This window comes from Kitasatospora sp. NPDC034035, from assembly GCF_055575755.1.
Map to the genome: position 1 here is coordinate 1 of NZ_JBVISA010000015.1, position 21554 is coordinate 21554.

The following is a 21554-nucleotide window of genomic DNA, read 5'->3' on the forward strand; positions in this document are numbered from 1 at the left end:
ACGGCCCATTGCTCATCACATAGATCCCCACGCCCCACAGCAAAGATCATTGCGGCAGTAGGGCGCGGAGATCACCCGTTCTAAAACACGGCCTAACCGCCGTGTTGGAGCACTCGGTTCCTGATGGAACGGTCGCCGAGCGTGAGATGACAATCAAGCTTGACCCGCGCAACCGGCCGGAGCCTGACGTGGTGGTAGCCACCGCGGCGTACGACCCGGACCGGACCTGGTACGCCCCCGCTGACGTGGTGCTCGTCGTGGAGGTCGTCTCCCCTGAGTCCGCCCATCGCGACCGCACTGTAAAGGTCCGCAAGTACGCCGAAGCGGGTATCCCGCACTACTGGATCGTCGAGGAGGAGGACGGCTTGCCGGTCGTGCACGTCTATGAATTGGACGTCCCGACCTCCACGTACGTGGCTGCCGGGATCTTCCGGGGCACGCTGGAACGGCCGGTGCCGTTCCCCGTCGCCGTCGATCTCGCTGGGCTTGTGCCCCGGTCGAAGCGAGCGGGGGATTGAGGGTTCGGTGTAAGGACCTGCGAGACTGCGAGGCATGTCGGATGCACGGGTCGTCGTCGTCGGTGGTGGGATCGCGGGGCTGGCTGCGGCCGCTTTTCTGAGCGGAGCGGCCGGGGGTGCGCCGCGGGCGCGGGTGACGGTGCTGGAGGCGTCGGGGCGGGTCGGCGGGAAGCTGTGGGGCGGGGAGGTCGGCGGGGTCCGGGTGGACCTCGGGGCCGAGTCGGTGCTGGCCCGGCGGCCGGAGGCGGTGGAGCTGGCGCGGGCGGTCGGGCTGGGGGAGGAGCTGGAGCCGCCGACCACCGCGAAGGCGGCGATCTGGACGCGCGGGGCGCTGCGGCCGCTGCCGGGCGGGCAGGTGATGGGGGTGCCGGGCGACCTGGAGGCGCTGGCGGCGTCCGGGGTGCTCACCGCGGAGGGGCTGGAGCGGGCCCGGCACGAGGAGCCGACCGAGGTGGGGGAGGACGTCGCGATCGGCCGCTACGTCGCCGACCGGCTGGGCCGGGAGGTGGTGGACCGGCTGGTCGAGCCGCTGCTGGGCGGCGTCTACGCCGGTCGCGCCGACGAGATCTCGCTGCGCGCCGCCGTACCGCAGCTGCTGGCGATCGCCCGGGGCGGTGGTTCGCTGGTCGAGGGGGTGCACGAGCTGGCGTCCCGGCCGCAGGTGGTCGGTAGCCCGGTGTTCAACGGTCTGCGCGGGGGCCTCGGCACCCTGCCGGAGGCGGTCGCCGCGGCCTGCGTCAAGGCGGGTGTGGACCTGCGCACGGACGCCCCGGTGGACGAGCTGCGCCGCACCCCCGACGGCTGGCGGGTGGTGACCGGCGGCGAGGTGCTGCACGCGGACGCCGTGGTGCTGGCGGTCCCGGCCCCGGCCGCGGCCCGGCTGCTGCGCGCGGACGCCCCGGCGGCCGCCGTCGAGCTGGACACCGTCGAGTACGCGGGCATGGCGCTGGTGACGCTGGCGTTCCGGCGTTCCGATCTGGCCGAACTCCCCAGCGGCAGCGGGTTCCTGGTGCCGCCGGTGGACGGGCGGCGGATCAAGGCGTCGACCTTCTCCTCCAACAAGTGGGGCTGGCTGGAGCGCTCCGCGCCGGACGCGTTCCTGCTGCGCACCTCGCTGGGCCGGCACCGCGAGGAGGAGGCGCTGGGCCTGCCGGACGAGGAGCTGGTGGCCCGCTCGCTGGCGGACCTGCGGGAGGCGATCGGGCTGACCGCCCGGCCGTACGACACCTTCGTCTCACGCTTCACGGCCGGCCTGCCGCAGTACCCGGTGGGTCACCCGGACCGGGTGGCCAGGGTCCGGGCGGCGGCCGAGCGGGTGGGCGCGCTGGCGCTGTGCGGCGCCGCGTACGACGGGGTGGGCATTCCGGCGTGCATCGGATCGGCGGCCGCCGCGGTGGCCGCCGTCGACAGACTGTTGACCCCGGCGACCGGGGAAGGTTCCACGGAGAGGACAATGGGCGCATGACTGAGAGCGTTGAGCGGGAGCCGGAGCAGCGGCCCGAGAAGAAGAAGGCGCGCGACCTGAACCAGGTCATCCGCTACACGATGTGGTCGGTGTTCAAGCTCAAGGGCGCCCTGCCCGAGGACCGCGCCGCCCTGGCCGCCGAGGTGGACGAGCTGTTCGAGCAGCTGGCCGCGAAGGACGTGACCGTGCGCGGCACGTACGACGTCTCCGCTCTGCGCGCGGACGCCGACATCATGGTCTGGTGGCACGCCGAGGACTCGGACGACCTCCAGGAGGCGTACAACCGCTTCCGTCGCACCGGCCTGGGCCGCCACCTGGAGCCGGTCTGGTCGAACATGGCGCTGCACCGCCCGGCCGAGTTCAACAAGTCGCACATCCCGGCCTTCCTGGCCGACGAGCGCGCGCGCGACTACGTCTGCGTGTACCCGTTCGTGCGCTCCTACGAGTGGTACCTGCTGCCGGACGAGGAGCGGCGCGCGATGCTCGCCGAGCACGGCAAGATGGCGCGCGGCTACCCGGACGTGCGGGCCAACACGGTCGCCTCGTTCGCGCTCGGCGACTACGAGTGGCTGCTCGCCTTCGAGGCGGACGAGCTGCACCGGATCGTCGACCTGATGCGCGACCTGCGCCCGTCCCGGGCCCGGCTGCACGTCCGCGAGGAGGTGCCGTTCTTCACCGGCCGCCGCAAGCCGGTCAGCGAGCTGCTGAACGGCCTGGTCTGAGCGACCGCGGTTCCTTCGGAGGCCGGTTCCCCTACGTACGGGGAACCGGCCTCCGCCGTTGTGACGCCCGTTGTGACGCGCCGTGGTGACGCCCGGGCGGGCCCGGGCGGCGGGCTCAGGTGCGGTGGGGGCGCAGGGCGGCGCGCAGGCGGGCGTCGGGGAGGACGGCCGGGCCGTTCATGGCGACGGCGGTGAGCAGTTCGCGCTCCTCGTCGTCGGCGAGGCCGCGCTGGCGGGCCGGGCGGACCTCGCGCAGCACCTCCTGGCCGATCGGGGAGGCCCAGCGGGTGTAGGGGTAGACGTCGACCCGGGCCATCAGCAGGGTGCCCGAGGTGAGCACCAGCGGCAGCGAGAACCAGGCGAGCGGGGCGAGGGTGTCACCGCCGGTGAAGCCGCTGACGGCCAGCGAGACGGCCAGCAGGAGCAGCGACAGCAGCAGCGCGTGCCGGACCTGCCGGACCACCACGACGGTGTTGCGCTGCACCAGGGCCGGGGTGGCCAGGCCGGCCAGCGAGAGCCGGGCGCCGATCTCCAGCACGGTGGGGTGCTCGGCCATCGCCCGGCGCAGCTCGTCCGTGCGGCACTGGCCCTCGGGGCCGACGGTGGCGATGACGGCCCGTTCCAGGCGGCTGCGGCCCCTGGGGTCGACCACGGTGGTCCAGCCGGTGTGCGCCAGGTGCAGCCGGCCCCGGCCGGCCATCAGGACGAGGGCCAGTTCGACCACCCGGTCCGGGCCGCCGGCCAGGTAGGCGGTCTCGTAGAGCCCGATGCCGACGGCTTCCGGTGGGCGCAGCCCGTCCTGTTCGGCCAGGGCGTCGGCGGTGGCGGTCATTCGGACCAGCCGGAGGCAGGAGAGCACCGCCGCGACACAGGCCGGTATCAGGAACAGCAACCACATGGCCTTGTTCTATGCCTGGCCCGATGGTGCGGGGAACGCCTTCCCGGTCCGCGATACCGAACTGTGACGTCGGCCGTGGGACGAACCGCGACGGTACGACGAGCCGAAACCGTGCGATTTCCCCTCGGCGCGGGCCGGGCGGGCGTCAGGAGCCGCCGCAGCCGCCGCCGCAGCTCGAGCCGCAGCTGGATCCGCAGCTGGAGGACGAGGAGCCGCAGCTGGACGACGACCCGCAGCTGCTGGAGCCGGAGCTGCAGCTGGACGAGCCGCAGCTGGACGACCCGGAGCCGGAGGAACCACACCAGGAGCTCGAGGAGCACGAGGTGGAGGACGACGAACACGAGGAGGAGGACGAGGACGACGAGGCGAACCAGGACGAGCTCGCGGAAGCCTGCCGCATCGCCTCCTCCTCGGCTGTCGCGGCCAGCATCGCGGCCTCCAGCTCCTGGTTCTCCAGCCCGGCGGCGGCCAGCCCGCCCAGCGCGAGCGCGCCCAGCAGCGCGCCGCCCACCAGCTTGGGCGACACACCGGAGCTGGGCGTCCACGGCGAGCCGTCCATCAGGGTCAGCTGGCGCGTCCCGGCCGGGGTGATCCGGCCCTTGACCGGCCTCGTGGCGAGTAGCGAGACGGCGCCCGCGAACAGCAGGAAGCCCGGGATCCAGAGGTTGGGGTGGACAGGCCCGTAGACGCCGTCGATCAGCTCGGAGGCCACGGCGAAGGCCACGACGACGAGCATCGCGAGCCAGAGCAGCCGACGGGCGGTCCGGGCCCGGTGCATCCGTTCGGGGCGGCGCATCAACCCGCGGTCGGCGAGCCGGTCGCCGATCTCCTGGACGGCCGCGGAGCGCATCACCATGCGGCGCAGCGGGGCGAGTTCACGGCTGCCGGTGGGCCCGGCGGCCTCCTGGATCGCCTGGTCGACGGCGTCGTACGGCTTGCCGCCGGTGAGCGTGACCAGGCCGGAGCGGCTGATCACGACCTGTTCGCCCAGGTGCATCCGGACGAGGGCGGTGTCGAAGACCCGGCCCGGTCCGCCGGACAGGAACGCGGTGTCGAGCAGCGGCAGACCGCGGCCGGGCAGGCCCTTGGCGTACGGGACGTGGCCGATCCGCTGCCGGGTGTGGGCGGCGTACAGGGCGGCGGCCACCAGCAGGGCGGCCGGGATGATGAAGTAACTGTCGTGCCACATGGGCGGTTCCCCCGGAATGACGATGGGTCGCTAGCCGTGCAGGGCCCGGCGCAGACGCGCGAGCGGGCCGGACGGCCGTACGGGTGCCGGGTGGAGCCACTGCTCCAGGGCCCGGCGGTGGTCGGTGGCGGGCTGGCCGCCGTCGGTGAGCACCCACTGGGCGAAGGCCCGGGCGTCGGCGCGGTAGCCGCCGTTCTGCGGGTGGGTGCGGGCGTAGCGGAGGAAGAGCGGCCCGTACTGCTCCCCGAGCAGGCGGGGCAGCTCCGGGGCCACCTTGGCGGTGGTGTCGCGCCGCTTGGCGGCGAGGCCGGTGGCCTGGGCGCCGACCTGGGCCGGGTCGAAGCCGGGCGGGACGGGCCCGCCGGCCACCAGGGCGGCCAGCAGCTCCTCCTGGCGCCGGGCCAGGCGCTCCCGGGCGGCGGTGGCGTCCCGGGGCGCGGTCGGGCCGGCCGTCGTGGTCGGATCGGTCGCCCCGGTGGGGCCGGTGGCCGTGGTGAGGTTGCCCATCCGCCGGGTGCTCCCCTCCAGCACCCGGCGGATGGCGTCCAGTTCACCGGCCAGCTCGCTGGGCGGCGGGAAGTTGGCGTCCCGCTCCAGCAGGACGCCGGGCGGTGCGATCCGGGCGCAGAGCTCGGCCAGCACCTCCAGCACGGGTTCGGTGACGGGGTGGGCGTGCGTGTCGTGCCAGATCCCGTCGACCAGGGTGCCGCCCGCGACGTGGACGTAGGCGAGCGCCTCCAGCGGCAGGCGGTCGAGTTCTGCGGCCGGGTCGACGCCGAGGTTGACCCGGTTGGTGTGCAGGTTGGCGACGTCGATCAGCAGCCGGACGCCGGTGCGCTCGACCAGCTCGGCGAGGAACTGACCCTCGGTGAACTCGTCGTCCGGCCAGGCGAGCTGGGCGGCTATGTTCTCCAGGGCGAGCGGCACCGGGAGCTGGTCCTGGGCGATCCGGACGTTCTCGGCGATCACCCGCAGCGAGTCCCGGGTCCGGGGTACGGGCAGCAGGTGGCCGGCCTCCAGGCCGCCGGCCCGGACGAAGGCCAGGTGCTCGGTGACCAGCGGGGAGCCGAGTGCCAGGGCGGTGTCGGCGAGTTGGGCGAGGCGGCCGGGATCGGGCAGGTCGGCGCCGCCGAGGCCGAGGCCGACGCCGTGCGGGACGACGGTGACGCCGCGTTCGCGCAGCACCGTCAGCGAGTGGGGCAGGTGGTCGGCGCAGATGTTCTCGGCGACCACCTCGACCCAGTCCAGGCCGGGTTGGCGCTCGACCACGGTGTCGATCTCGCCGCGCCAGCCGAGGCCGACGCCCAGGCGGGTGGGGGCGGAGGGGTCGCCGGTGGTCCGTACGGGCAGGGCCAGGGCAGGGGAAGTCATCGGTTCGCCCCCTTCTGAGGGCCGGGGTGGGAAGGGCCGTCGGGTGGTGCGGGCGTCGTCGGCAGGACCACGCGGCCGTTGTTGCTGAGGATGTCCCCGAGCGGGGTGGCTGCCAAGCCTCACCCGGTCTTCTCAGAGCATTATTTGAGCTTGCCGTTCTGATGATAATGGACTTCGATCCCCGGCCGAGGCCGTCCCCGCAGGTGAGGCGCCGTTCCGGCGGTAAATCGGAGGCGGTGCGGGGGCGTGCCCGGCTAGCGTGGGAACCCATGATTTCTTTGACTTCTTCGACTTCCCTGACCATCCGTGAATTCCGCCCCGAAGACGCCGATGCGGTGGCGGCCGCCCACCGGGCCGGGCGCGAGCACCTGGTGATGTCCGCCGAGGCCCTGCTCTGGCTGAACGACCAGCCCAACCCCGACGAGCACTTCCGCACCTTCGTCGCCGAGTGCGACGGCCGGGTGGTCGGCGCGGTGCGCTGCGCGCTGGTGCTCGGGACGACGGCCGCCGGCGTCGGGTACGCCAACGGCAGTGTGCTGCCGGAGTTCCGGCGGCGCGGCGCGGCCACCGCGCTGCTGGCCGCGGCCGAACGGCACCTGGCCGAGCACGGGGTGACCGAACTGCACACCTGGCTGGACGACGAGCCCGCCTCGCTGGCCTTCGGCGCAGCCCGGGGCTACGAGATCGGGCGCGCGGCCCAGTTCGGCGGGCGGGACCTGGCGCTGCCGCTGCCGCAGGCGCCCGTACGGCCGGCCGGCGTCGAGCTGCGCCCGGCCACCGACTGGGCGGACGACCCGCGCCCGCTGTTCCTGGTCGATGCGGACGCCCTCCGGGACGAGCCCGGCGAGGTGCCGATGGACGCCCTGGAGTACGAGGACTGGCTGCGCAGCTTCTGGGCCCGACCGGACCTGGACCGGGCGCTGACCGTCGTCGCCGTGATGGACGGCGAACCGGCCGCGTTCACCATGGCGCAGACCGACGGCGTGGACCGCTACTGGTCCGCGTTCAGCGCCAGCCGCCGGGCCTTCCGCGGGCGCGGCCTGGTCAAGCTGGCCAAGCTGGAGTCGCTGCGCCTGGCGGCCGCGGCGGGCTACCGGCGCGCGTACACCTCCAACGACGAGACCAACGCGCCGATGCTCGCGATCAACGCATGGCTCGGGTACGAGCGCTGCGCGGGGGAGCGCAAGGGCATCAAGCGCCTGAAGTGACCCTCGGTGCGGTGATTCTGACGCTCGGAATTGCCGCGAGGGGGTATTTCGGCCACGGGCGGGGACTTAACCAGGGCACACAGTTCGTGGTCGAGTCTTCCTCCGAGGGGATGATATGGACCTTCTGCTCCAGGTGTTGGTCGCATCGGTTCCGGCCGTGATCGGCTTCCTCGCGGCCCACTCCCTCGCCCGGACCAGACTGTTCCTGCGCTACGGCTTCCTGCGGGCGCTGCTGGCGCCGTACAGCCGGGTGCAGATCATCACGCCGAGCATCGAGGTCGCGGAGTTCGCCTTCACCACGGACGGCTGCCAGCTGACCAGCCGCGGGCCTAAGAACGTGCTGTTCATGCCGATGGCCGAGGCGAGGGCCATAGCGGAACTCACCGACCTGCTGCGCAAGGTCAACCGGAAGGCGACGATCGAGCTGGTGGTGGCGGGCGCGCAGGACCCGCGGATGCCGACCTTCTCGATCGGTGGCCCGAGCGTCAACGCCTACTCCGGCGGCGTGCTGGACGCGGTGTTCCCCGACTTCGCGATCGAGTACCCGGAGGCGGCCCGCGCCCGGTGGGGCGGAATGACCTTCGAGGCGCTGTTCAACCCGACCGGGGAGCTGATCCGCGACCACGGCTTCATCTTCGTGACCCGCACGCCCCGGCACGCGCCCTGCGTGGTGCTCTGCGGGGTGTTCGCGTTCGGCTCGGCGATGGCGGTGGAGGCGCTGACCACGGCGAGCCGGACCTCCCCGCTGGCGGCGCTCTTCCGCTCGGGGGAGAAAGGATTCGTCGCGGTGGAGGGCCGGGTGATCGGGCTGGACACCGTGGACGTCACGGTCGAGGTCTGCCGCGTCCTGCCCGCGCCCCGGTCGGAGGTCCCGTCGGGCTTCCGGGGCGAGGTGCCCGTCAGTCGTCCCGAACAGTGAGATAATTGGTCTCGACCACGTGGTGCGAATCCGGACAGCACGGGCGAGACCGGGTCATGAACTCCTGGTGGACGTACAGGTTTTGCCCCACTCCTGGCGCATCATGGGCATAATCGCGCACATGACGATCAACCGTGCGAACGTGAGCGCGATTGCCGAGGACCTGTACGTGTGGCTCCCCCCGAAGCGGGGCTGGGGCCTGGCCAACTGCGGCCTGCTGGCCTCCGAGACGACCGCGCTCTGGATCGACACCCCCTACGACCCCTCGATGGCCGGGGAGTTCCTCGCCGCGAGCCGCCGGCTGCTGCCGGCCGGGGTCGAGGTCGACCGGGTGGTCGTCACCCACGCCAACGGCGACCACCTGTGGGGCGCCGGGGTGCTACCGGACGCCGAGGTGATCGCCACCCGCGAGGCGCTGGAGCACATCCACTGGGAGCCCACCCCGCAGCAGCAGCACGCCCTCGTCACCAACAGCGACCCGGACTCCCTGCTCGGCGGCTACCTCAGGGAGCACTTCGGGCGGTTCGACTGGTCCGGCACCGACCCGGTGCACCCGGACACCGTCTTCACCGGCGAGCTGGAGCTGCGGGTCGGCCGCTACCCCGTGCAGATCACCAGCCTGCCCGCCGCCCACACCGGCGGCGACCTGATGGTCCACCTCCCGCACCAGCGCGCGGTGTTCACCGGCGACGTGATCTTCGCCTCGACGCCCGAGCAGCCCGGCGACCACCCCTCGCACTGGGCCGGCCCACTGGAGAACATCGTCGGCGCCTGCGAGCAGGCCCTGGCCACCGGCGCGGAGATCTTCGTCCCCGGCCACGGCCCGGTGCTCGACCGCGAGGGCGTCCGGGAGCACATCGGCTACCTCGCGTACGTCCGCGAGCGCGCCCACACCCTGCACGCCGCCGGCATACCCGCGCTGGACGCCGCCCGGCGGGTGATCGCCGAGCAGCGCCACCCCGAACTCGGCCTGCCCGAGCGGCTGGTGCTCACCGTCGCGGCCGAGTACCGGCACCTGGACGGCTCGGCGGCGCCGGGCGCGCTGGACGCCATGGGACAGGTCGCCCTGGTCGCCCGGGAGCTGGCCGAGGACGCCGTCGCCCGGATCTCGCGCCCGCGCTCCGACCGGGGCTGAGCCCCCCGCCCGCCCAAGTCCGGCCCCGCCCCGTCCGGCCCGACCCGCAAGCACCCCCGAGGACTCCGATGACGCAGATCGCGCTGATCGCCCTGGCGCTGGTCGCCGCCGTGGCCGCGGCCGTGCTCGCCCGCGGCCGGGCCGGGGCCGTCGCCCGCGCGGCGGCCGCCGAGACCGCGCTCACCCGGGCCGAGGAGCGCGCCCGCGTCGCCGAGGGCCGGCTCGCCCGCGCCGAGCAGCAACTGCGCGAGGCGCAGGACACCGCCCGGCGCGCCACCGAGGAGGCCCGGCGGGCGGAGGGCCGCACCCGCGCCGCCGAGGACGCCGTCCACGAGGCGCAGGACACGGCCCGGGAAGCGCAGGAAGCCGTCCGGGACGCCGCCCAGCAGGGCGCCGCCGCGACCACCCGCGCCGAGGAGGCCGACCACCGCCGCGCCGCCGCCGAGGCCCGCGCCGCCGCGCTGCTCGCCGAGATCGGCCACCTCGCCCGCGAACGGGTCGCCGCCACCGCCGTACGGCTCACCCACGCCAACGCCCCGCTGGTCGGCCCGCTGGACCCGCAGGCCGCCGGCCCGGAGGCCGTCCGGGCCCTGCAGTCCGTCCTGGACGCCACCGCCGCCGCCCTCGCCGACGAGCGCGAACGGGTGGACGCCGCCGCCCGCGCCGCCATGCGCGGCGCCACCTCCCGGATCCAGACCCTGCTCTACCAGATCCAGAGCCTGGTCCAGCACCTCCAGCACGACAACGACGACCCCCGGCTGCTGGAGGTCGACTTCCGCAACGAGATCGCGCTGCGCCGGATCCAGACCGTCGGCGTGCTCTGCGAGGCCTGGCCGGGCCTGGCCCGCACCGACTCGCCGCTCGCCGAGGTCGTCGTCGGCGCGCTCTCCCGGGTGCCCGGCTACGGCCGGATCAAGGTCGCCAACCACCTGCGGGAGCACCGGCTCGCGGTGGTCGCCCGGGCCGCCGAGCCGATCGCCGTCACCATCGCCGAACTGCTCGCCAACGCCACCGCCTACTCCCACCCGGAGACCGACGTCCCGGTCACCGTCCAGCAGGTCGGCCGCGGCGCGCTGGTGATCATCGACGACAGCGGCATCGGCATGGACGAGGACCAGCTGCACCGCGCCCGCCGACTGCTCGCCGGCCCGCCGGACCTCCTGCTCACCGAACTCGGCAACCCGCCCAAGACCGGCTTCGCGGTGATCGGCAAACTGGCCCGCCAGTACGGCTTCTCCTGCCACATCGAGCCCTCGCCGTACGGCGGCATGCGGACCATCCTGCGCATCCCGGCCGGGCTGGTGACCGTCGTCGACGACGGGCGGCCGCTGTCGGTGCTCACCCCGCTGCCGCTGCGGGCCGGCGCCGGGCCCGCCCCCGCGCCCACCGTCGCCGCCGTCCCGCCGATGCGCGCCGCCGACGAGCAGGACGGCCCGCAGCTCGCCGACCGCCACCACCAGCCCGGGCCGCACCCGGCACCGGCCATCCACGTGGTACCCGACCCGGGCGCGAACGGCCCGGTGGCCGGCCCGGCTGCGGACGCGCCGGCTGCGGACTCCGGGGCCTCCCAGGGCTCTCCGGCCTCCCAGGGCTCTCCGGCCGCTCCGGAGTTCCCGACTTCTCCGGACTCTCCGGCCGCTCCGGAGTTCCCGACTTCTCCGGACTCTCCGGCCGATGACGGCACCGGCCTGCCCACCCGGCGCCGCCGCCGTCCGCTGGCCGCCGAGGAGGCCGGTACGCCCACCGCCACCGCCACCGCCACCGCCGCCCCCGGCCGGTCCCCCGAGCAGGCCGCCGCCCACTGGCAGGCGCTGCAGCAGGGCACCGACTCCGGCCGCGCCGCCGTGGCGCAGGCCGCCCGCGAGAGCGCCGCAGGGGAGCGTGCCGCCCGTGAGAGCGCCGCCCGCGAGAGCGCGCCGACCGAGGACAGCACGAGCACCGCCGGCAACCCCGCCACCCCCGGCGACCCCGTCGCCGCCCGCCCCACCGGTGACCACACCACCGGCCCGACGACCTTAGAAGGAGCCGAGCAGTGAGCAGCTCGCCGAGCCCGACCGCCACCGACGAGATCTCGTGGGTGCTGACCCCGCTGCTGGAGCTGCCGGGTGTGCTGCACGCGGTCATCGCCACCGGGGACGGCCTGGTCGAAGGCGCCTCGGGCGGCCTGGGGCGGGCCTCCGCCGAGCGGGTCGCCGCGATGACCGCCACGGTGCACGCCGCCGCCCGCGCGTTCACCACCGCGTTCACCGACACCGAGCGGCCGCGACTGGCCCAGACCGTGGTGGAGTCCGACCTCGGCTACGCCATCGTCGTCCCGGCCGGGGAGAACACCTCGCTCGCCGTGTTCACCGCCCCGGACGCTCAACTCGGCAACGTGTCATACCAGATGCAGGTGCAGGTCGCCGCCCTGGGCCGCGCGCTCGCGAGCCCGCCCCGGCGGCAGGACGACACCGCCCGGTCATGACCGCCGCCCCCCGCAGGCGGATGGTGCCCGCCTACCTGGCCACCGGCGGCCGCAGCCGTCCCGGCACCGAGGGCTTCGAGCGGCTCACCGTCCTGTTCGCCGACCGTGCCGACCCGCCGACCGGGCTCGAACCCGAACACCGCCGGCTCTGGGAACTGCTGCGCCCCGGCGCGCTGACCGTGGTGGAGGCCGCCGCGCACCTGCGCCTGCCGGTCAGCGCCACCGTCTTCCTCGCGGCCGATCTGGTCGCGGCGGGCTGTCTGCACGCCCGCGCGCCGATCCCGCGCGCCCAGCAGACCGACCGCTCCATCGTCGAGAGGCTCCTCGTTGGACTCCGTGCGCTCCGGTGACCGGGCCGGTGATTGGGCCGGTGACCCCGTAGGCCGGGCCGTCGGTGACCCGGTCGGGCAGCCGGCCGGTCGGCCGGCCGGGGTGGGCTACCTGCCCGACCGGGACCAGACGCTGATGAAGCTGGTGGTCGCCGGCCCGTTCGGGGTCGGCAAGACCACCCTCATCCGCACCCTCTCCGAGATCGCCACCCTGCACACCGAGGAGGCGATGACGGAGACCGGACGGCCGGTGGACGACCTGGCCGGCCTGCCCGAGAAGACCACCACCACCGTCGCCGTGGACTTCGGCCGGCTCACCCTGCCCGGCAACGTCGTGCTCTACATGTTCGGCACCCCCGGCCAGCGCCGCTTCTTCCCGCTCTGGCAGGACATCGCCCGCGGCGCCCTGGGCGCCCTGGTGCTCGCCGACACCCGTCGGCTGTCCGACTCCTTCGAGATCATGGACATGGTCGAGGAGCAGGGCCTGCCGTACGCCGTCGCCGTCAACTGCTTCCCGGACGCGCCGGTCCACCCGGTCGCGGTGCTCCGCGCCCACCTGGACCTGCACCCCGCCACCCCGCTGCTGCTCTGCGACGCCCGCGAGCGCGAGGCCAGCCTGGACGCGCTGATCGCGCTGGCCGAGCACGTGCTCGAGGCCCTGCCAGCCGCCTCCACCGCCTCCCAGGAGCGCCCGTGACCGTCGAGACCCGCCCGACCCCGATCCACGGCCCGGTCTTCGCCGCCGACCCCCAACTCGTGTACGAGCGGCTGCGCCGGCACGGCCCGGTCGCCCCGGTGGAGATCGCGCCCGGCGTGGAGGCCCTGCTGGTCACCGACTACCAGGCCGCCCTGGACCTGCTGCGCGACTCCGACACCTTCTCCAAGGACTCCCGCGCCTGGCAGCAGACCGTCCCGCCGGACTCCCCGCTGCTGCCGGTCCTCGGCTACCGCCCGACCGCCCTGTTCACCGACGGCGAGACGCACGCGCGCTACCGCGCGGCGATCACCGACGCCCTCGCGCTGTTCGAACCGCACCGGCTGCAGCGCCAGGTCGCCGAGACCGCCCACCGGCTGATCGACCGCTTCGCCGCGGTCGGCCGCGCCGACCTGATCGCCGAGTACGCCCGCCAGCTGCCCGCCTTCGTGCTCACCACCTGGTTCGGGGTGCCCGAGGAGCAGCACGCCGAGGTGGTCGCCGCGATCACCGGACTGATCGAGTCCACCGCGCAGGCCGGCGCCGCGTACGGGAAGCTCCTCGCGGTGGTCACCGCCATGGTCGCCGAGCGCCGCGAACGCCCCCGGCACGACCTCACCTCCTGGTTCGTCACCCACCCGGTCGGGCTGGACGACGACGAGGCGATCCGGCAGATCAGCCTGACCATGATCGCCGGGCACGAGCCGACCACCAACCTGATCGGCAACGCCCTGCTGCGCCTGCTCACCGACGCCCGCTACGCCGGCTCGCTGTTCGGCGGCGCGATGACCGCCTACCAGGCGATCGACGAGGTGCTCTGGCACGAACCGCCGCTGGCCAACCTCTCGGCCCACTACCCGCGCTACGACATCGTCTTCCACGGCCGCGAGATCAAGGCCGGCACCCTCCTGCTGGTCTCCTACGCGGCCGCCAACTCCCAGGCCGCGCCGCCCACCGACGGCGGCGAACTGCGCAGCGGTGAGAGCGCCCACCTGGCCTGGGCGGCCGGCCCGCACGCCTGCCCGGCCCGCGATCCGGCCCTGCTGATCGCGATCACCGCGATCGAGCAGCTGGGCAGCCGCCTCAGCGACCTCGAACTGGCCACCCCGGCCGAGGAGTTGCTTTGGCGCCCGGGCCCGTTCCACCGCGCCCTGGTGCACCTCCCGGTCCGCTTCGAGCCGACGGCGGGGTAGCGCCCGGACGGCACGAAAGCCGGGACGGCACGAAAGCCGGGACGGCACGGACCCGGACAGCACGGAGGCCCGGACACCGTGCGGTGTCCGGGCCTCCTGCCGCCCGTCCTACTCGGCGGGCCTGAGCGTCAGCGAGATGCTGTTGATGCAGTACCGCTGGTCCGTCGGCGTGCCGTAGCCCTCGCCGTCGAAGACGTGCCCAAGGTGCCCGCCGCAGCGCGCGCACCGCACCTCGACCCGGCGCATGCCGAGCGTGGTGTCCTCGATGTACTGGACCCGGTCCTCCGCCAGCGGCGCGTAGTACGACGGCCAGCCGCAGTGGCTGTCGAACTTGGTCTCGGAGCTGAACAGCTCCGCGCCGCAGGCCCGGCAGCCGTACACGCCGACCGTCTTGGTGTCGGTGTACTCACCGGCGAACGGGCGCTCGGTGCCCGCCTCGCGGAGCACGTGGTACTCCTCCGGGCTGAGCTGGGCGCGCCACTCGGCCTCGGACTTCTCGATCTCGTAGCTCATCACGGCTCCCGGTCGCGGTGGACGTACGTCAGACGTTGGAAGCAACGTTCGCGAGCTGCTCCAGAATTTCCGGCCCGAGGTTGGTGACGTCGCCCGCGCCCATGGTGAGCAGCAGGTCGCCGGGGCGGGCGAGGCCGGCCAGCAGGGCGGGGGCGGCGGCGAAGGAGTGCTCGGCGGTCACCTCGGCGCCGGCCCGGTGGGCCGCGTCGATGATCAGCTCGCTGGTCACGCCCGGGATCGGGTCCTCGCGGGCCGGGTAGATGTCCAGCACCACGGAGGCGTCGGCCAGCGCCAGGGCCTGGCCCATCTCCTCGGCGAGCTGCTGGGTGCGGCTGAACAGGTGCGGCTGGAAGACCACCAGCACCCGGCCCGCGCCGTCCAGGCCCTCGCGGATCGCCTCCAGGTCGGCGGCCATCTCGGTGGGGTGGTGGGCGTAGGAGTCGATCACCTGGACGCCGGCGGCCTCGCCCTTGAGCTGCAGGCGGCGGCGCACGCCGGTGTAGGCGCCGAGCGCCTTGGCCAGGTCGGCGGCCGGGACGCCCAGCGCGACGCCGGCGGCGAGCGCGGCGACGGCGTTGTGGGCGTAGTGGCGGCCGGGCACCGAGACGGTGAAGGTCAGCTCGGTGCCGTCCAGGACGACGGTGACCTCGCTGGTCATGCCGTGGGCGACCACCGAGAGGACCCGGACGTCGGCGTCCTCGGCGGCGCCGACGGTGACCACGTTCAGGCCCTCGCGGCCGGCCACCCGGGAGGTCAGCTCGCGGGCGCCGTCGTGGTCGGCCGAGACCACCAGGGTGCCGCCGGGGACGATCCGGCCGACGAAGGTCTCGAAGGACTCGTAGATCTCGTCGATCGAGGCGTAGTTGGCGTGGTGGTCCAGCTCCACGTTGAGCACGATCGCCACCTCGGGCGCGTACTTGTGGAAGCTGCGGTCGCTCTCGTCGGCCTCGGCGACGAAGATCTCGCCGGTGCCGTGGTGGGCGTTGGAGCCGGGCGCGTCGAGGTCGCCGCCGATCGCGTAGGACGGGTCGACGCCCAGCTCGCCGAGGGCGACGGCGAGCATGCTGGTGGTGGTGGTCTTGCCGTGGGTGCCGGCCACCGCGAGCGCGCGGCGGCCGCCCATCAGCGCGGCCAGCGCGTCGGAGCGGTGCACCACCGGGATGCCGCGCTCGCGGGCGGCGGCCAGCTCCGGGTTGTCGGTGCGGATCGCGCTGGAGACGACCACGCTGCTGGTGCCGTCCGGCACGTGCTCGGCGGCGTGGCCGACGTGCACGGTGGCACCGAGGGCGCGCAGCGCGAGGACGGTCTCGGACTCCTTGGAGTCGCTGCCGGAGACGCTGGCACCGCGCACTGCGAGGATCTTCGCCAGGCCGGACATCCCGGCGCCGCCGATGCCGATGAAGTGCGGGGCGTGCAGGTCGTGCGCGGCGTCGTTCAAGGCGTGGCTCCGTACGGGCGGGGGCAGACAGGTCAAGCGGACGGGTCGGTGCGTATCGACGTCACCCACGTCACCGACGTCGGAAACATCGGAAACGTCGGAAACGTCGCGGACGTCACAGGCGCCGGAACCGTCCTCGCGGGCGGACCGCAAGGACGATTCTGCACCACCGGCGCGCGGAGTCAGGAGTCGCTGGCGAACAGCCTCAGCACCGGCACCCCCACCTTGTGCCGGGCCTGGGAGGCCCAGTCGCGGTGGAAGAACTCCTCCACGAAGTGCGGGGAGGTGAGCACCACCACCTCGTCCGCCCGGTGCGCCTCGACGACCGCGCGCAGCCGTTCCAGGGGTTTCTCCTCGACCAGCTCGCCCACCGCCTCGGCTCCGGCCGAGCGCAGGTGGCGCAGGCTGTGCTCCAGCGACTCGGTGGCCACGGTGGGCCCGCTCTCGGACTCGTCGTGCTCGCGCACCACCTTGTCGAGGTGGCCGAGGGCGACGTCGTCCAGCGCCCGCAGCAGTTCGTCCTGCTTGCCGCGCGGCTGCATCAGGACGACGAAGGAGACCTTCTCGTCGCTGTGGAGCGTGGTGACGAGCTCCACGTCCGCGGCGGAGAGAGCCTTTTCGATCATCAGTACCGTCTTGAACACGTGAGTCCCTTCCAGTGGCCGGCCCCCGGGCCCCGGCATCGCATAACGGGATCACGATCGGGGGGTCACGGGGTCATTCCGAACCCAGGTGACGCAGGTAACGGGTGAAGAGGAATCCTTTCTGCTCGATCAATGAGACCAGCCGCATCCGCTGCACGTCAGGCATTTCCGCATCGTGGAGGATGCGCGGCGCGTCGCCGCCGGTGAGCAGCGGGGCCAGCGACAGGCACAGTTCGTCCACCAGGTCCGCCGCCGCGAGCTGCCCCAGCAGGCGCGGGCCGCCCTCGGCCAGCAGCCGGGTCCAGCCCCGCTCGGCCAGCGCCGCGACGCCCGCCCGCAGGTCCACCGAACCGGTGCCGGCGAGCACCAGGTCGGCCACCTCGGCGACCGCCCGGCGACGCTCCGCGGAGGCGTCCTCGGTGGTGATCACCACCGTTCTGACCAGCGGTTCCGTGAACAGTGGCGCGGTCAGGTCCAGCTGCAGCGAGCGGGTCACGACCGCGATCACCGGGGCCGGCGCCTGCCCCGCCGCGGTCCGGGCCGCCGCGAACTCCTTGCGGGCCCGGGCCGGCCGGTAGCCCTCGGCGCGGACCGTCTCCGCGCCCACCAGCACCACGTCCGACAGCGCCCGCAGCACCCCGAAGATCCGCTTGTCGGCGTCGCCGGAGAGCCCCTCGGACAGGCCGTCGAGCCGTGCCCCGCCGTCCAGGCCGGCCACCATGTTGGCGCGCAGCCAGGGGCGACCCCGATTCACCTGTTCGGGGTACGCGTACACGGCGGCGAGCGACTCCAGAGCGGCCGGATCGGCGACCGGCCGACCCAGCGGGCTGATCAACTGTTGCATGTCCTCAGTGTTCCACCGCAGGCCGTCCCCGGGCGGTTCGGAGGCGGCCGGGACCAGGCGTACCCTCTACTACCGTGCCCGCAGCCTCCCGCCCCGACACCGCGACCGAGTCCATAGCCACCGCGAGCGCGGCCGGCTCCCCGATCGCGCTCACCGACCGCCGCCCCGTCGTGCCCGCCGAGCGGCTGGTCGCCGAGATGGTTCCGCCGCCCCGGTTCGCCGGCGTGAGCTTCGGGTCGTACATCCCGGACCAGAGCCAGCCGAGCCAGTACGAGGCCGTCCAGGTCCTGGAGCAGTTCGCGGCCACCCTCGCGGGAGGAAACGGTTCCGCGCCCAAGCGCAGCTGGTTCCGCCGCTCCGCCCCCGCGCCCACCGGCCCGGCCGGGGTCTACCTCGACGGCGGCTACGGCGTCGGCAAGACCCACCTGCTCGCCTCGCTGTGGCACGCCGCGCCCGGCCCCAAGGCCTTCGGCACCTTCGTCGAGCTGACCAACCTGGTCGGCGCGCTCGGCTTCCAGCAGGCCGTCCGGACCCTCTCCGGGCACACGCTGCTCTGCATCGACGAGTTCGAGCTCGACGACCCGGGCGACACCGTGCTGGTCTCCACCCTGCTCGGCCGCCTGGTCGACAACGGCGTCAAGCTGTGCGCCACCTCGAACACCCTGCCGGAGAAGCTTGGCGAGGGCCGCTTCGCCGCCGCCGACTTCCTGCGCGAGATCCAGGGCCTGTCCGCGCACTTCCGCCCGCTGCGGATCGACGGCCAGGACTACCGCCACCGCGGCCTGCCCGACGCCCCGCCGCCGTACTCCGACGAGGCCGTCGAGGCCACCGCCGCCCGCACCCCCGGCGCCTCCCTGGACGGCTTCGACGCCCTGCTCGCCCACCTCTCCGCCGTCCACCCCAGCCGCTACGGCGCGCTGCTGGACGACGTCACCGCCGTCTGCCTGCGCGGCGTGCACCGGGTCGACGACCAGTCCACCGCCCTGCGCCTGGTCGTCCTGGCCGACCGCATGTACGACCGCGAACTGCCCATCACCGCTTCCGGGATCCCCTTCGACCAGGTCTTCCCCGAGGAACTGCTCCGCGGCGGCTACCGCAAGAAGTACCTGCGCGCCGTCTCCCGCCTGGTCGCCCTCGCCCGCGACAGCGAGAAGCTGAACGACAGCGAGCAGCTGACCCGGGGGTGAACCTCTTCGAGGGCGGGGGCCACGAGCTCGACCTGCGCAACGGCGCCACCGAGGTGCTGGTCGAGGTCCTGATGCTCGCGGTCACCGCCCTGGCCCGCCAGGGCTGGGAGTACGGCTTCGCCGCCGAGCTCGCCCGCCAGGACCAGCACCTGATGGGCCGCGGCACGGTGGGACTGCGCCTGGAGGACCTCGACTGGGGCCCCGACCCGGAACAGGGCCGCGCCTTCGCCCTCGCCGTCGTCGACCTGGCCCTCACCCGGCACCGCTGGGACGAGCTCGGCTACCACCCCCCGTACACCGAGGGCCACCTGCGCACCCTCCGCCGGATGGTCGAGGACACCCGCCCCACCGCCGTGCCGGCCTCCGGAGCCGCGGCCGGCCCGGCCGAGGTCACCGCCGCCTGCTGCGTCCGCCACCGGGTCCTCACCCCGCTCGCCTGGTACCCGGCCTGCGTGTTCTGCGGCCGGGGCTGAGCGAAGCGGTCCCGCTTGTCAGTGGCGGGTCGTACGGTGGACTCGTGCGTCCCATCACGAGTATTGAGCGGTCCGTGGCGCCCTTCGAGGTCGTCAGCCCCTTCCAGCCGAACGGCGACCAGCCGGCGGCGATCGCCGAGCTGGAGCGGCGGATCAGGGGAGGGGAGAAGGACGTCGTGCTGCTCGGTGCCACCGGTACCGGCAAGTCGGCCACCACGGCCTGGATGATCGAGAAGCTGCAGCGGCCCACCCTGGTGATGGCGCCGAACAAGACGCTGGCCGCGCAGCTGGCGAACGAGTTCCGCGAGCTGCTGCCGAACAACGCGGTCGAGTACTTCGTCTCGTACTACGACTACTACCAGCCCGAGGCGTACGTCCCGCAGACGGACACCTACATCGAGAAGGACTCCTCGATCAACGAGGAGGTCGAGCGGCTGCGCCACTCGGCGACCAACTCGCTGCTCACCCGCCGGGACGTGATCGTGGTCGCGTCCGTCTCCTGCATCTACGGCCTCGGCACACCGCAGGAGTACGTGGACCGGATGGTGCCGCTCAAGGTCGGCCAGGAGATCGACCGTGACGTCCTGCTGCGCCGCTTCGTGGACATCCAGTACGCCCGCAACGACGTCGCCTTCTCCCGCGGCACCTTCCGGGTGCGCGGCGACACCATCGAGATCTTCCCGGTCTACGAGGAGCTCGCCGTCCGGATCGAGATGTTCGGCGACGAGATCGAGGCGCTCTACACCCTGCACCCCCTCACCGGCGAGATCATCAGCCAGGACGAGTCGGTCTACGTCTTCCCCGCCTCGCACTACGTGGCCGGCCCCGAGCGCATGGAGCGCGCGATCACCGGCATCGAGAAGGAGCTGGAGGGGACGCTCGCCAGGCTGGAGAAGCAGGGCAAGCTGCTGGAGGCCCAGCGGCTGCGGATGCGCACCACCTACGACATCGAGATGCTGCGCCAGATCGGCACCTGCTCGGGCGTCGAGAACTACTCGATGCACTTCGACGGCCGCGAGCCCGGCTCCCCGCCGAACACCCTGCTCGACTACTTCCCGGAGGACTTCCTCCTGGTCATCGACGAGTCGCACGTCACCGTCCCGCAGATCGGCGCGATGTACGAGGGCGACGCCTCGCGCAAGCGCACGCTGGTCGAGCACGGCTTCCGGCTGCCGTCCGCGATGGACAACCGCCCGCTGAAGTGGGAGGAGTTCCTGGGCCGGATCGGCCAGACGGTGTACCTGTCGGCGACGCCGGGCCCGTACGAGCTGTCGCGCGGCGACGGCCAGGTCGAGCAGATCATCCGCCCGACCGGCCTGATCGACCCCGAGGTGATCGTCAAGCCCACCGAGGGCCAGATCGACGACCTGGTGCACGAGGTCCGCACGCGGGTCGAGCGGGACGAGCGCGTGCTGGTCACCACGCTGACCAAGAAGATGGCCGAGGACCTCACCGACTACATGCTCGGCCTGGACATCCGGGTCCGGTACCTGCACAGCGACGTGGACACCCTGCGCCGGGTGGAGCTGCTGCGCGAGCTGCGGGCGGGCCGGTTCGACGTGCTGGTCGGCATCAACCTGCTGCGCGAGGGCCTGGACCTGCCCGAGGTGTCGCTGGTGGCGATCCTGGACGCGGACAAGGAGGGCTTCCTGCGCTCCGGCACCTCGCTGATCCAGACGATCGGCCGTGCCGCCCGCAACGTCTCCGGCCAGGTCCACATGTACGCGGACCGGATCACGCCGTCGATGGAGAAGGCGATCGACGAGACCAACCGCCGCCGGGAGGTGCAGCAGGCCTACAACAAGAAGCACGGGATCGACCCGCAGCCGCTGCGGAAGAAGATCGGCGACATCCTGGACACCCTCGCCCGCGAGGACGTGGACACCGACGAGCTGCTGTCCACCGGGTACCGGAACCAGGGGAAGGGCAAGGCCCCGGTGCCGTCGCTGGGCGCGGACCGCAAGCCCGCCAAGTCCCTGCCGGCCGCCGAACTCGCGGACCTGATCCAGGAGATGACCGACCGGATGCACACGGCCGCCGCCGACCTGCAGTTCGAGGTCGCGGCCCGGCTCCGCGACGAGGTCAAGGAACTGAAGAAGGAACTGCGGCAGATGCGCGAGGCCGGCGTGGCCTGACGGGACGGTCGGGGCTTGGCCGGAATGACACCGGTCAAGCTCCGAGGTGTCTCAGCCTTGCCACAAACGGGGAAACCCTGAGGAGACGGGGGCGCCGCAGGGCCTAGGCTGGCCTGCGGCATCGTGCTCAAGGGACGGGCGCGGGCCTACGCAGAGGGGGCCTCAGCCGGGGGACGGCGACGGGGTGTTCCACCGTGGTGCCGGGCGGCAGCGAC

Annotated in this window: 20 protein-coding genes and 1 pseudogene; 14 read left to right on the forward strand and 7 right to left on the reverse strand. The window is 73.4% G+C overall.

Features of this window, described 5'->3' with window-relative positions; genetic code table 11:
• Nucleotides 1-92: 92 nt before the first annotated feature.
• The 3 genes and pseudogenes from ACZ52J_RS21695 to hemQ all read left to right on the forward strand — a co-directional run.
• A pseudogene (locus ACZ52J_RS21695) lies at nt 93-518 on the forward strand (Uma2 family endonuclease); the annotation flags it as partial.
• A 34-nt stretch (nt 519-552) separates the two neighbouring features.
• A complete protein-coding gene (hemG, locus tag ACZ52J_RS21700) occupies nt 553-1983 on the forward strand; it encodes a protoporphyrinogen oxidase (RefSeq protein WP_465620908.1) in 1431 nt (476 codons plus the stop codon).
• A complete protein-coding gene (hemQ, locus tag ACZ52J_RS21705; RefSeq protein ID WP_465620909.1) occupies nt 1980-2705 on the forward strand; it encodes a hydrogen peroxide-dependent heme synthase in 726 nt (241 codons plus the stop codon). The genes hemG and hemQ overlap by 4 nt, the downstream gene beginning before the upstream one ends.
• A 115-nt stretch (nt 2706-2820) precedes the next feature.
• Here hemQ and ACZ52J_RS21710 read toward each other — a convergent pair whose 3' ends face one another.
• The 3 genes from ACZ52J_RS21710 to ACZ52J_RS21720 form a co-directional block, all read right to left on the reverse strand.
• Complete coding sequence (locus ACZ52J_RS21710; RefSeq protein ID WP_360506145.1) at nt 2821-3603, reverse strand: TIGR04222 domain-containing membrane protein; 783 nt, start codon at nt 3601-3603, stop codon at nt 2821-2823.
• Nucleotides 3604-3748: 145 nt separating this feature from the next.
• The gene (locus ACZ52J_RS21715) at nt 3749-4792 is read right to left on the reverse strand and encodes a TIGR04222 domain-containing membrane protein (protein WP_465620911.1); all 1044 of its coding nucleotides are present in this window, start codon (nt 4790-4792) and stop codon (nt 3749-3751) included.
• Nucleotides 4793-4822: 30 nt separating this feature from the next.
• The gene (locus ACZ52J_RS21720; protein ID WP_465620913.1) at nt 4823-6163 is read right to left on the reverse strand and encodes an MbnB/TglH/ChrH family RiPP precursor modification enzyme; all 1341 of its coding nucleotides are present in this window, start codon (nt 6161-6163) and stop codon (nt 4823-4825) included.
• A gap of 269 nt (nt 6164-6432) precedes the next feature.
• Between ACZ52J_RS21720 and ACZ52J_RS21725 the strand changes: the two genes are divergently transcribed.
• The 8 genes from ACZ52J_RS21725 to ACZ52J_RS21760 all read left to right on the forward strand — a co-directional run bounded on the left by ACZ52J_RS21725 (nt 6433) and on the right by ACZ52J_RS21760 (nt 14105).
• Nucleotides 6433-7371 (forward strand): GNAT family N-acetyltransferase, encoded by a 939-nt coding sequence (locus ACZ52J_RS21725; protein WP_465620915.1) that lies wholly within the window; start codon nt 6433-6435, stop codon nt 7369-7371.
• 115 nt (nt 7372-7486) lie between these two features.
• Nucleotides 7487-8290, forward strand: coding sequence for a hypothetical protein (locus ACZ52J_RS21730; RefSeq protein WP_360506135.1), 804 nt, complete (start codon nt 7487-7489; stop codon nt 8288-8290).
• A 121-nt stretch (nt 8291-8411) separates the two neighbouring features.
• Nucleotides 8412-9425: an MBL fold metallo-hydrolase gene (locus ACZ52J_RS21735; protein WP_360506132.1), complete on the forward strand. Its 1014-nt coding sequence runs from the start codon at nt 8412-8414 to the stop codon at nt 9423-9425.
• Between the two features lie 68 nt (nt 9426-9493).
• On the forward strand, nt 9494-11461 hold the full coding sequence (locus tag ACZ52J_RS21740) for an ATP-binding protein (RefSeq protein WP_465620918.1): 1968 nt from the start codon (nt 9494-9496) through the stop codon (nt 11459-11461).
• A complete protein-coding gene (locus ACZ52J_RS21745; protein WP_465620920.1) occupies nt 11458-11889 on the forward strand; it encodes a roadblock/LC7 domain-containing protein in 432 nt (143 codons plus the stop codon). The genes ACZ52J_RS21740 and ACZ52J_RS21745 overlap by 4 nt, the downstream gene beginning before the upstream one ends.
• Nucleotides 11886-12239 carry a DUF742 domain-containing protein gene (locus ACZ52J_RS21750; protein ID WP_360506124.1) on the forward strand — a complete coding sequence of 118 codons (354 nt, stop codon included), beginning with the start codon at nt 11886-11888 and terminating at the stop codon, nt 12237-12239. The genes ACZ52J_RS21745 and ACZ52J_RS21750 overlap by 4 nt, the downstream gene beginning before the upstream one ends.
• Nucleotides 12240-12354: 115 nt before the next feature.
• The gene (locus ACZ52J_RS21755; protein ID WP_465621171.1) at nt 12355-12915 is read left to right on the forward strand and encodes a GTP-binding protein; all 561 of its coding nucleotides are present in this window, start codon (nt 12355-12357) and stop codon (nt 12913-12915) included.
• Entirely contained in the window at nt 12912-14105 is a 1194-nt protein-coding gene (locus ACZ52J_RS21760; protein WP_360506121.1) for a cytochrome P450, read from the forward strand. The genes ACZ52J_RS21755 and ACZ52J_RS21760 overlap by 4 nt, the downstream gene beginning before the upstream one ends.
• Nucleotides 14106-14213: 108 nt before the next feature.
• On the opposite strand, the gene msrB is transcribed toward ACZ52J_RS21760, so the two are convergent.
• The 4 genes from msrB to ACZ52J_RS21780 all read right to left on the reverse strand — a co-directional run bounded on the left by msrB (nt 14214) and on the right by ACZ52J_RS21780 (nt 17544).
• Complete coding sequence (gene msrB, locus ACZ52J_RS21765) at nt 14214-14618, reverse strand: peptide-methionine (R)-S-oxide reductase MsrB (RefSeq protein WP_465620923.1); 405 nt, start codon at nt 14616-14618, stop codon at nt 14214-14216.
• Between the two features lie 28 nt (nt 14619-14646).
• Nucleotides 14647-16035 (reverse strand): UDP-N-acetylmuramate--L-alanine ligase, encoded by a 1389-nt coding sequence (murC, locus tag ACZ52J_RS21770; protein ID WP_465621173.1) that lies wholly within the window; start codon nt 16033-16035, stop codon nt 14647-14649.
• Between the two features lie 203 nt (nt 16036-16238).
• Entirely contained in the window at nt 16239-16700 is a 462-nt protein-coding gene (locus ACZ52J_RS21775) for an indole-3-glycerol phosphate synthase (RefSeq protein ID WP_360506116.1), read from the reverse strand.
• Nucleotides 16701-16773: 73 nt separating this feature from the next.
• Complete coding sequence (locus ACZ52J_RS21780; protein ID WP_360506113.1) at nt 16774-17544, reverse strand: pyrimidine reductase family protein; 771 nt, start codon at nt 17542-17544, stop codon at nt 16774-16776.
• A 113-nt stretch (nt 17545-17657) separates the two neighbouring features.
• On the opposite strand from ACZ52J_RS21780, the gene zapE reads away from it, so the two are divergent.
• From zapE to uvrB, 3 genes are read left to right on the forward strand one after another with little or no spacing between them, the layout of a single operon-like run.
• On the forward strand, nt 17658-18731 hold the full coding sequence (gene zapE, locus ACZ52J_RS21785) for a cell division protein ZapE (protein ID WP_360506225.1): 1074 nt from the start codon (nt 17658-17660) through the stop codon (nt 18729-18731).
• Complete coding sequence (locus tag ACZ52J_RS21790; RefSeq protein ID WP_465620925.1) at nt 18728-19204, forward strand: hypothetical protein; 477 nt, start codon at nt 18728-18730, stop codon at nt 19202-19204. Before zapE ends, ACZ52J_RS21790 begins: the two co-directional genes overlap by 4 nt.
• 44 nt (nt 19205-19248) lie before the next feature.
• Nucleotides 19249-21339, forward strand: coding sequence for an excinuclease ABC subunit UvrB (uvrB, locus tag ACZ52J_RS21795; protein ID WP_360506108.1), 2091 nt, complete (start codon nt 19249-19251; stop codon nt 21337-21339).
• Nucleotides 21340-21554 lie beyond the last annotated feature (215 nt).

Excerpts from the sequence above, each read along its gene's own strand:
- ACZ52J_RS21755 (WP_465621171.1), top strand. The coding sequence starts at position 12,355 with ATGAAGCTGGTGGTCGCCGGCCCGTTCGGGGTCGGCAAGACCACCCTC.
- ACZ52J_RS21715 (WP_465620911.1), bottom strand. The coding sequence starts at position 4,792 with ATGTGGCACGACAGTTACTTCATCATCCCGGCCGCCCTGCTGGTGGCC.
- ACZ52J_RS21740 (WP_465620918.1), top strand. The coding sequence starts at position 9,494 with ATGACGCAGATCGCGCTGATCGCCCTGGCGCTGGTCGCCGCCGTGGCC.
- ACZ52J_RS21750 (WP_360506124.1), top strand. The coding sequence starts at position 11,886 with ATGACCGCCGCCCCCCGCAGGCGGATGGTGCCCGCCTACCTGGCCACC.
- ACZ52J_RS21780 (WP_360506113.1), bottom strand. The coding sequence starts at position 17,544 with ATGCAACAGTTGATCAGCCCGCTGGGTCGGCCGGTCGCCGATCCGGCC.
- ACZ52J_RS21720 (WP_465620913.1), bottom strand. The coding sequence starts at position 6,163 with ATGACTTCCCCTGCCCTGGCCCTGCCCGTACGGACCACCGGCGACCCC.
- ACZ52J_RS21725 (WP_465620915.1), top strand. The coding sequence starts at position 6,433 with ATGATTTCTTTGACTTCTTCGACTTCCCTGACCATCCGTGAATTCCGC.
- ACZ52J_RS21735 (WP_360506132.1), top strand. The coding sequence starts at position 8,412 with ATGACGATCAACCGTGCGAACGTGAGCGCGATTGCCGAGGACCTGTAC.
- hemG (WP_465620908.1), top strand. The coding sequence starts at position 553 with ATGTCGGATGCACGGGTCGTCGTCGTCGGTGGTGGGATCGCGGGGCTG.
- ACZ52J_RS21710 (WP_360506145.1), bottom strand. The coding sequence starts at position 3,603 with ATGTGGTTGCTGTTCCTGATACCGGCCTGTGTCGCGGCGGTGCTCTCC.
- hemQ (WP_465620909.1), top strand. The coding sequence starts at position 1,980 with ATGACTGAGAGCGTTGAGCGGGAGCCGGAGCAGCGGCCCGAGAAGAAG.
- msrB (WP_465620923.1), bottom strand. The coding sequence starts at position 14,618 with ATGAGCTACGAGATCGAGAAGTCCGAGGCCGAGTGGCGCGCCCAGCTC.
- ACZ52J_RS21730 (WP_360506135.1), top strand. The coding sequence starts at position 7,487 with ATGGACCTTCTGCTCCAGGTGTTGGTCGCATCGGTTCCGGCCGTGATC.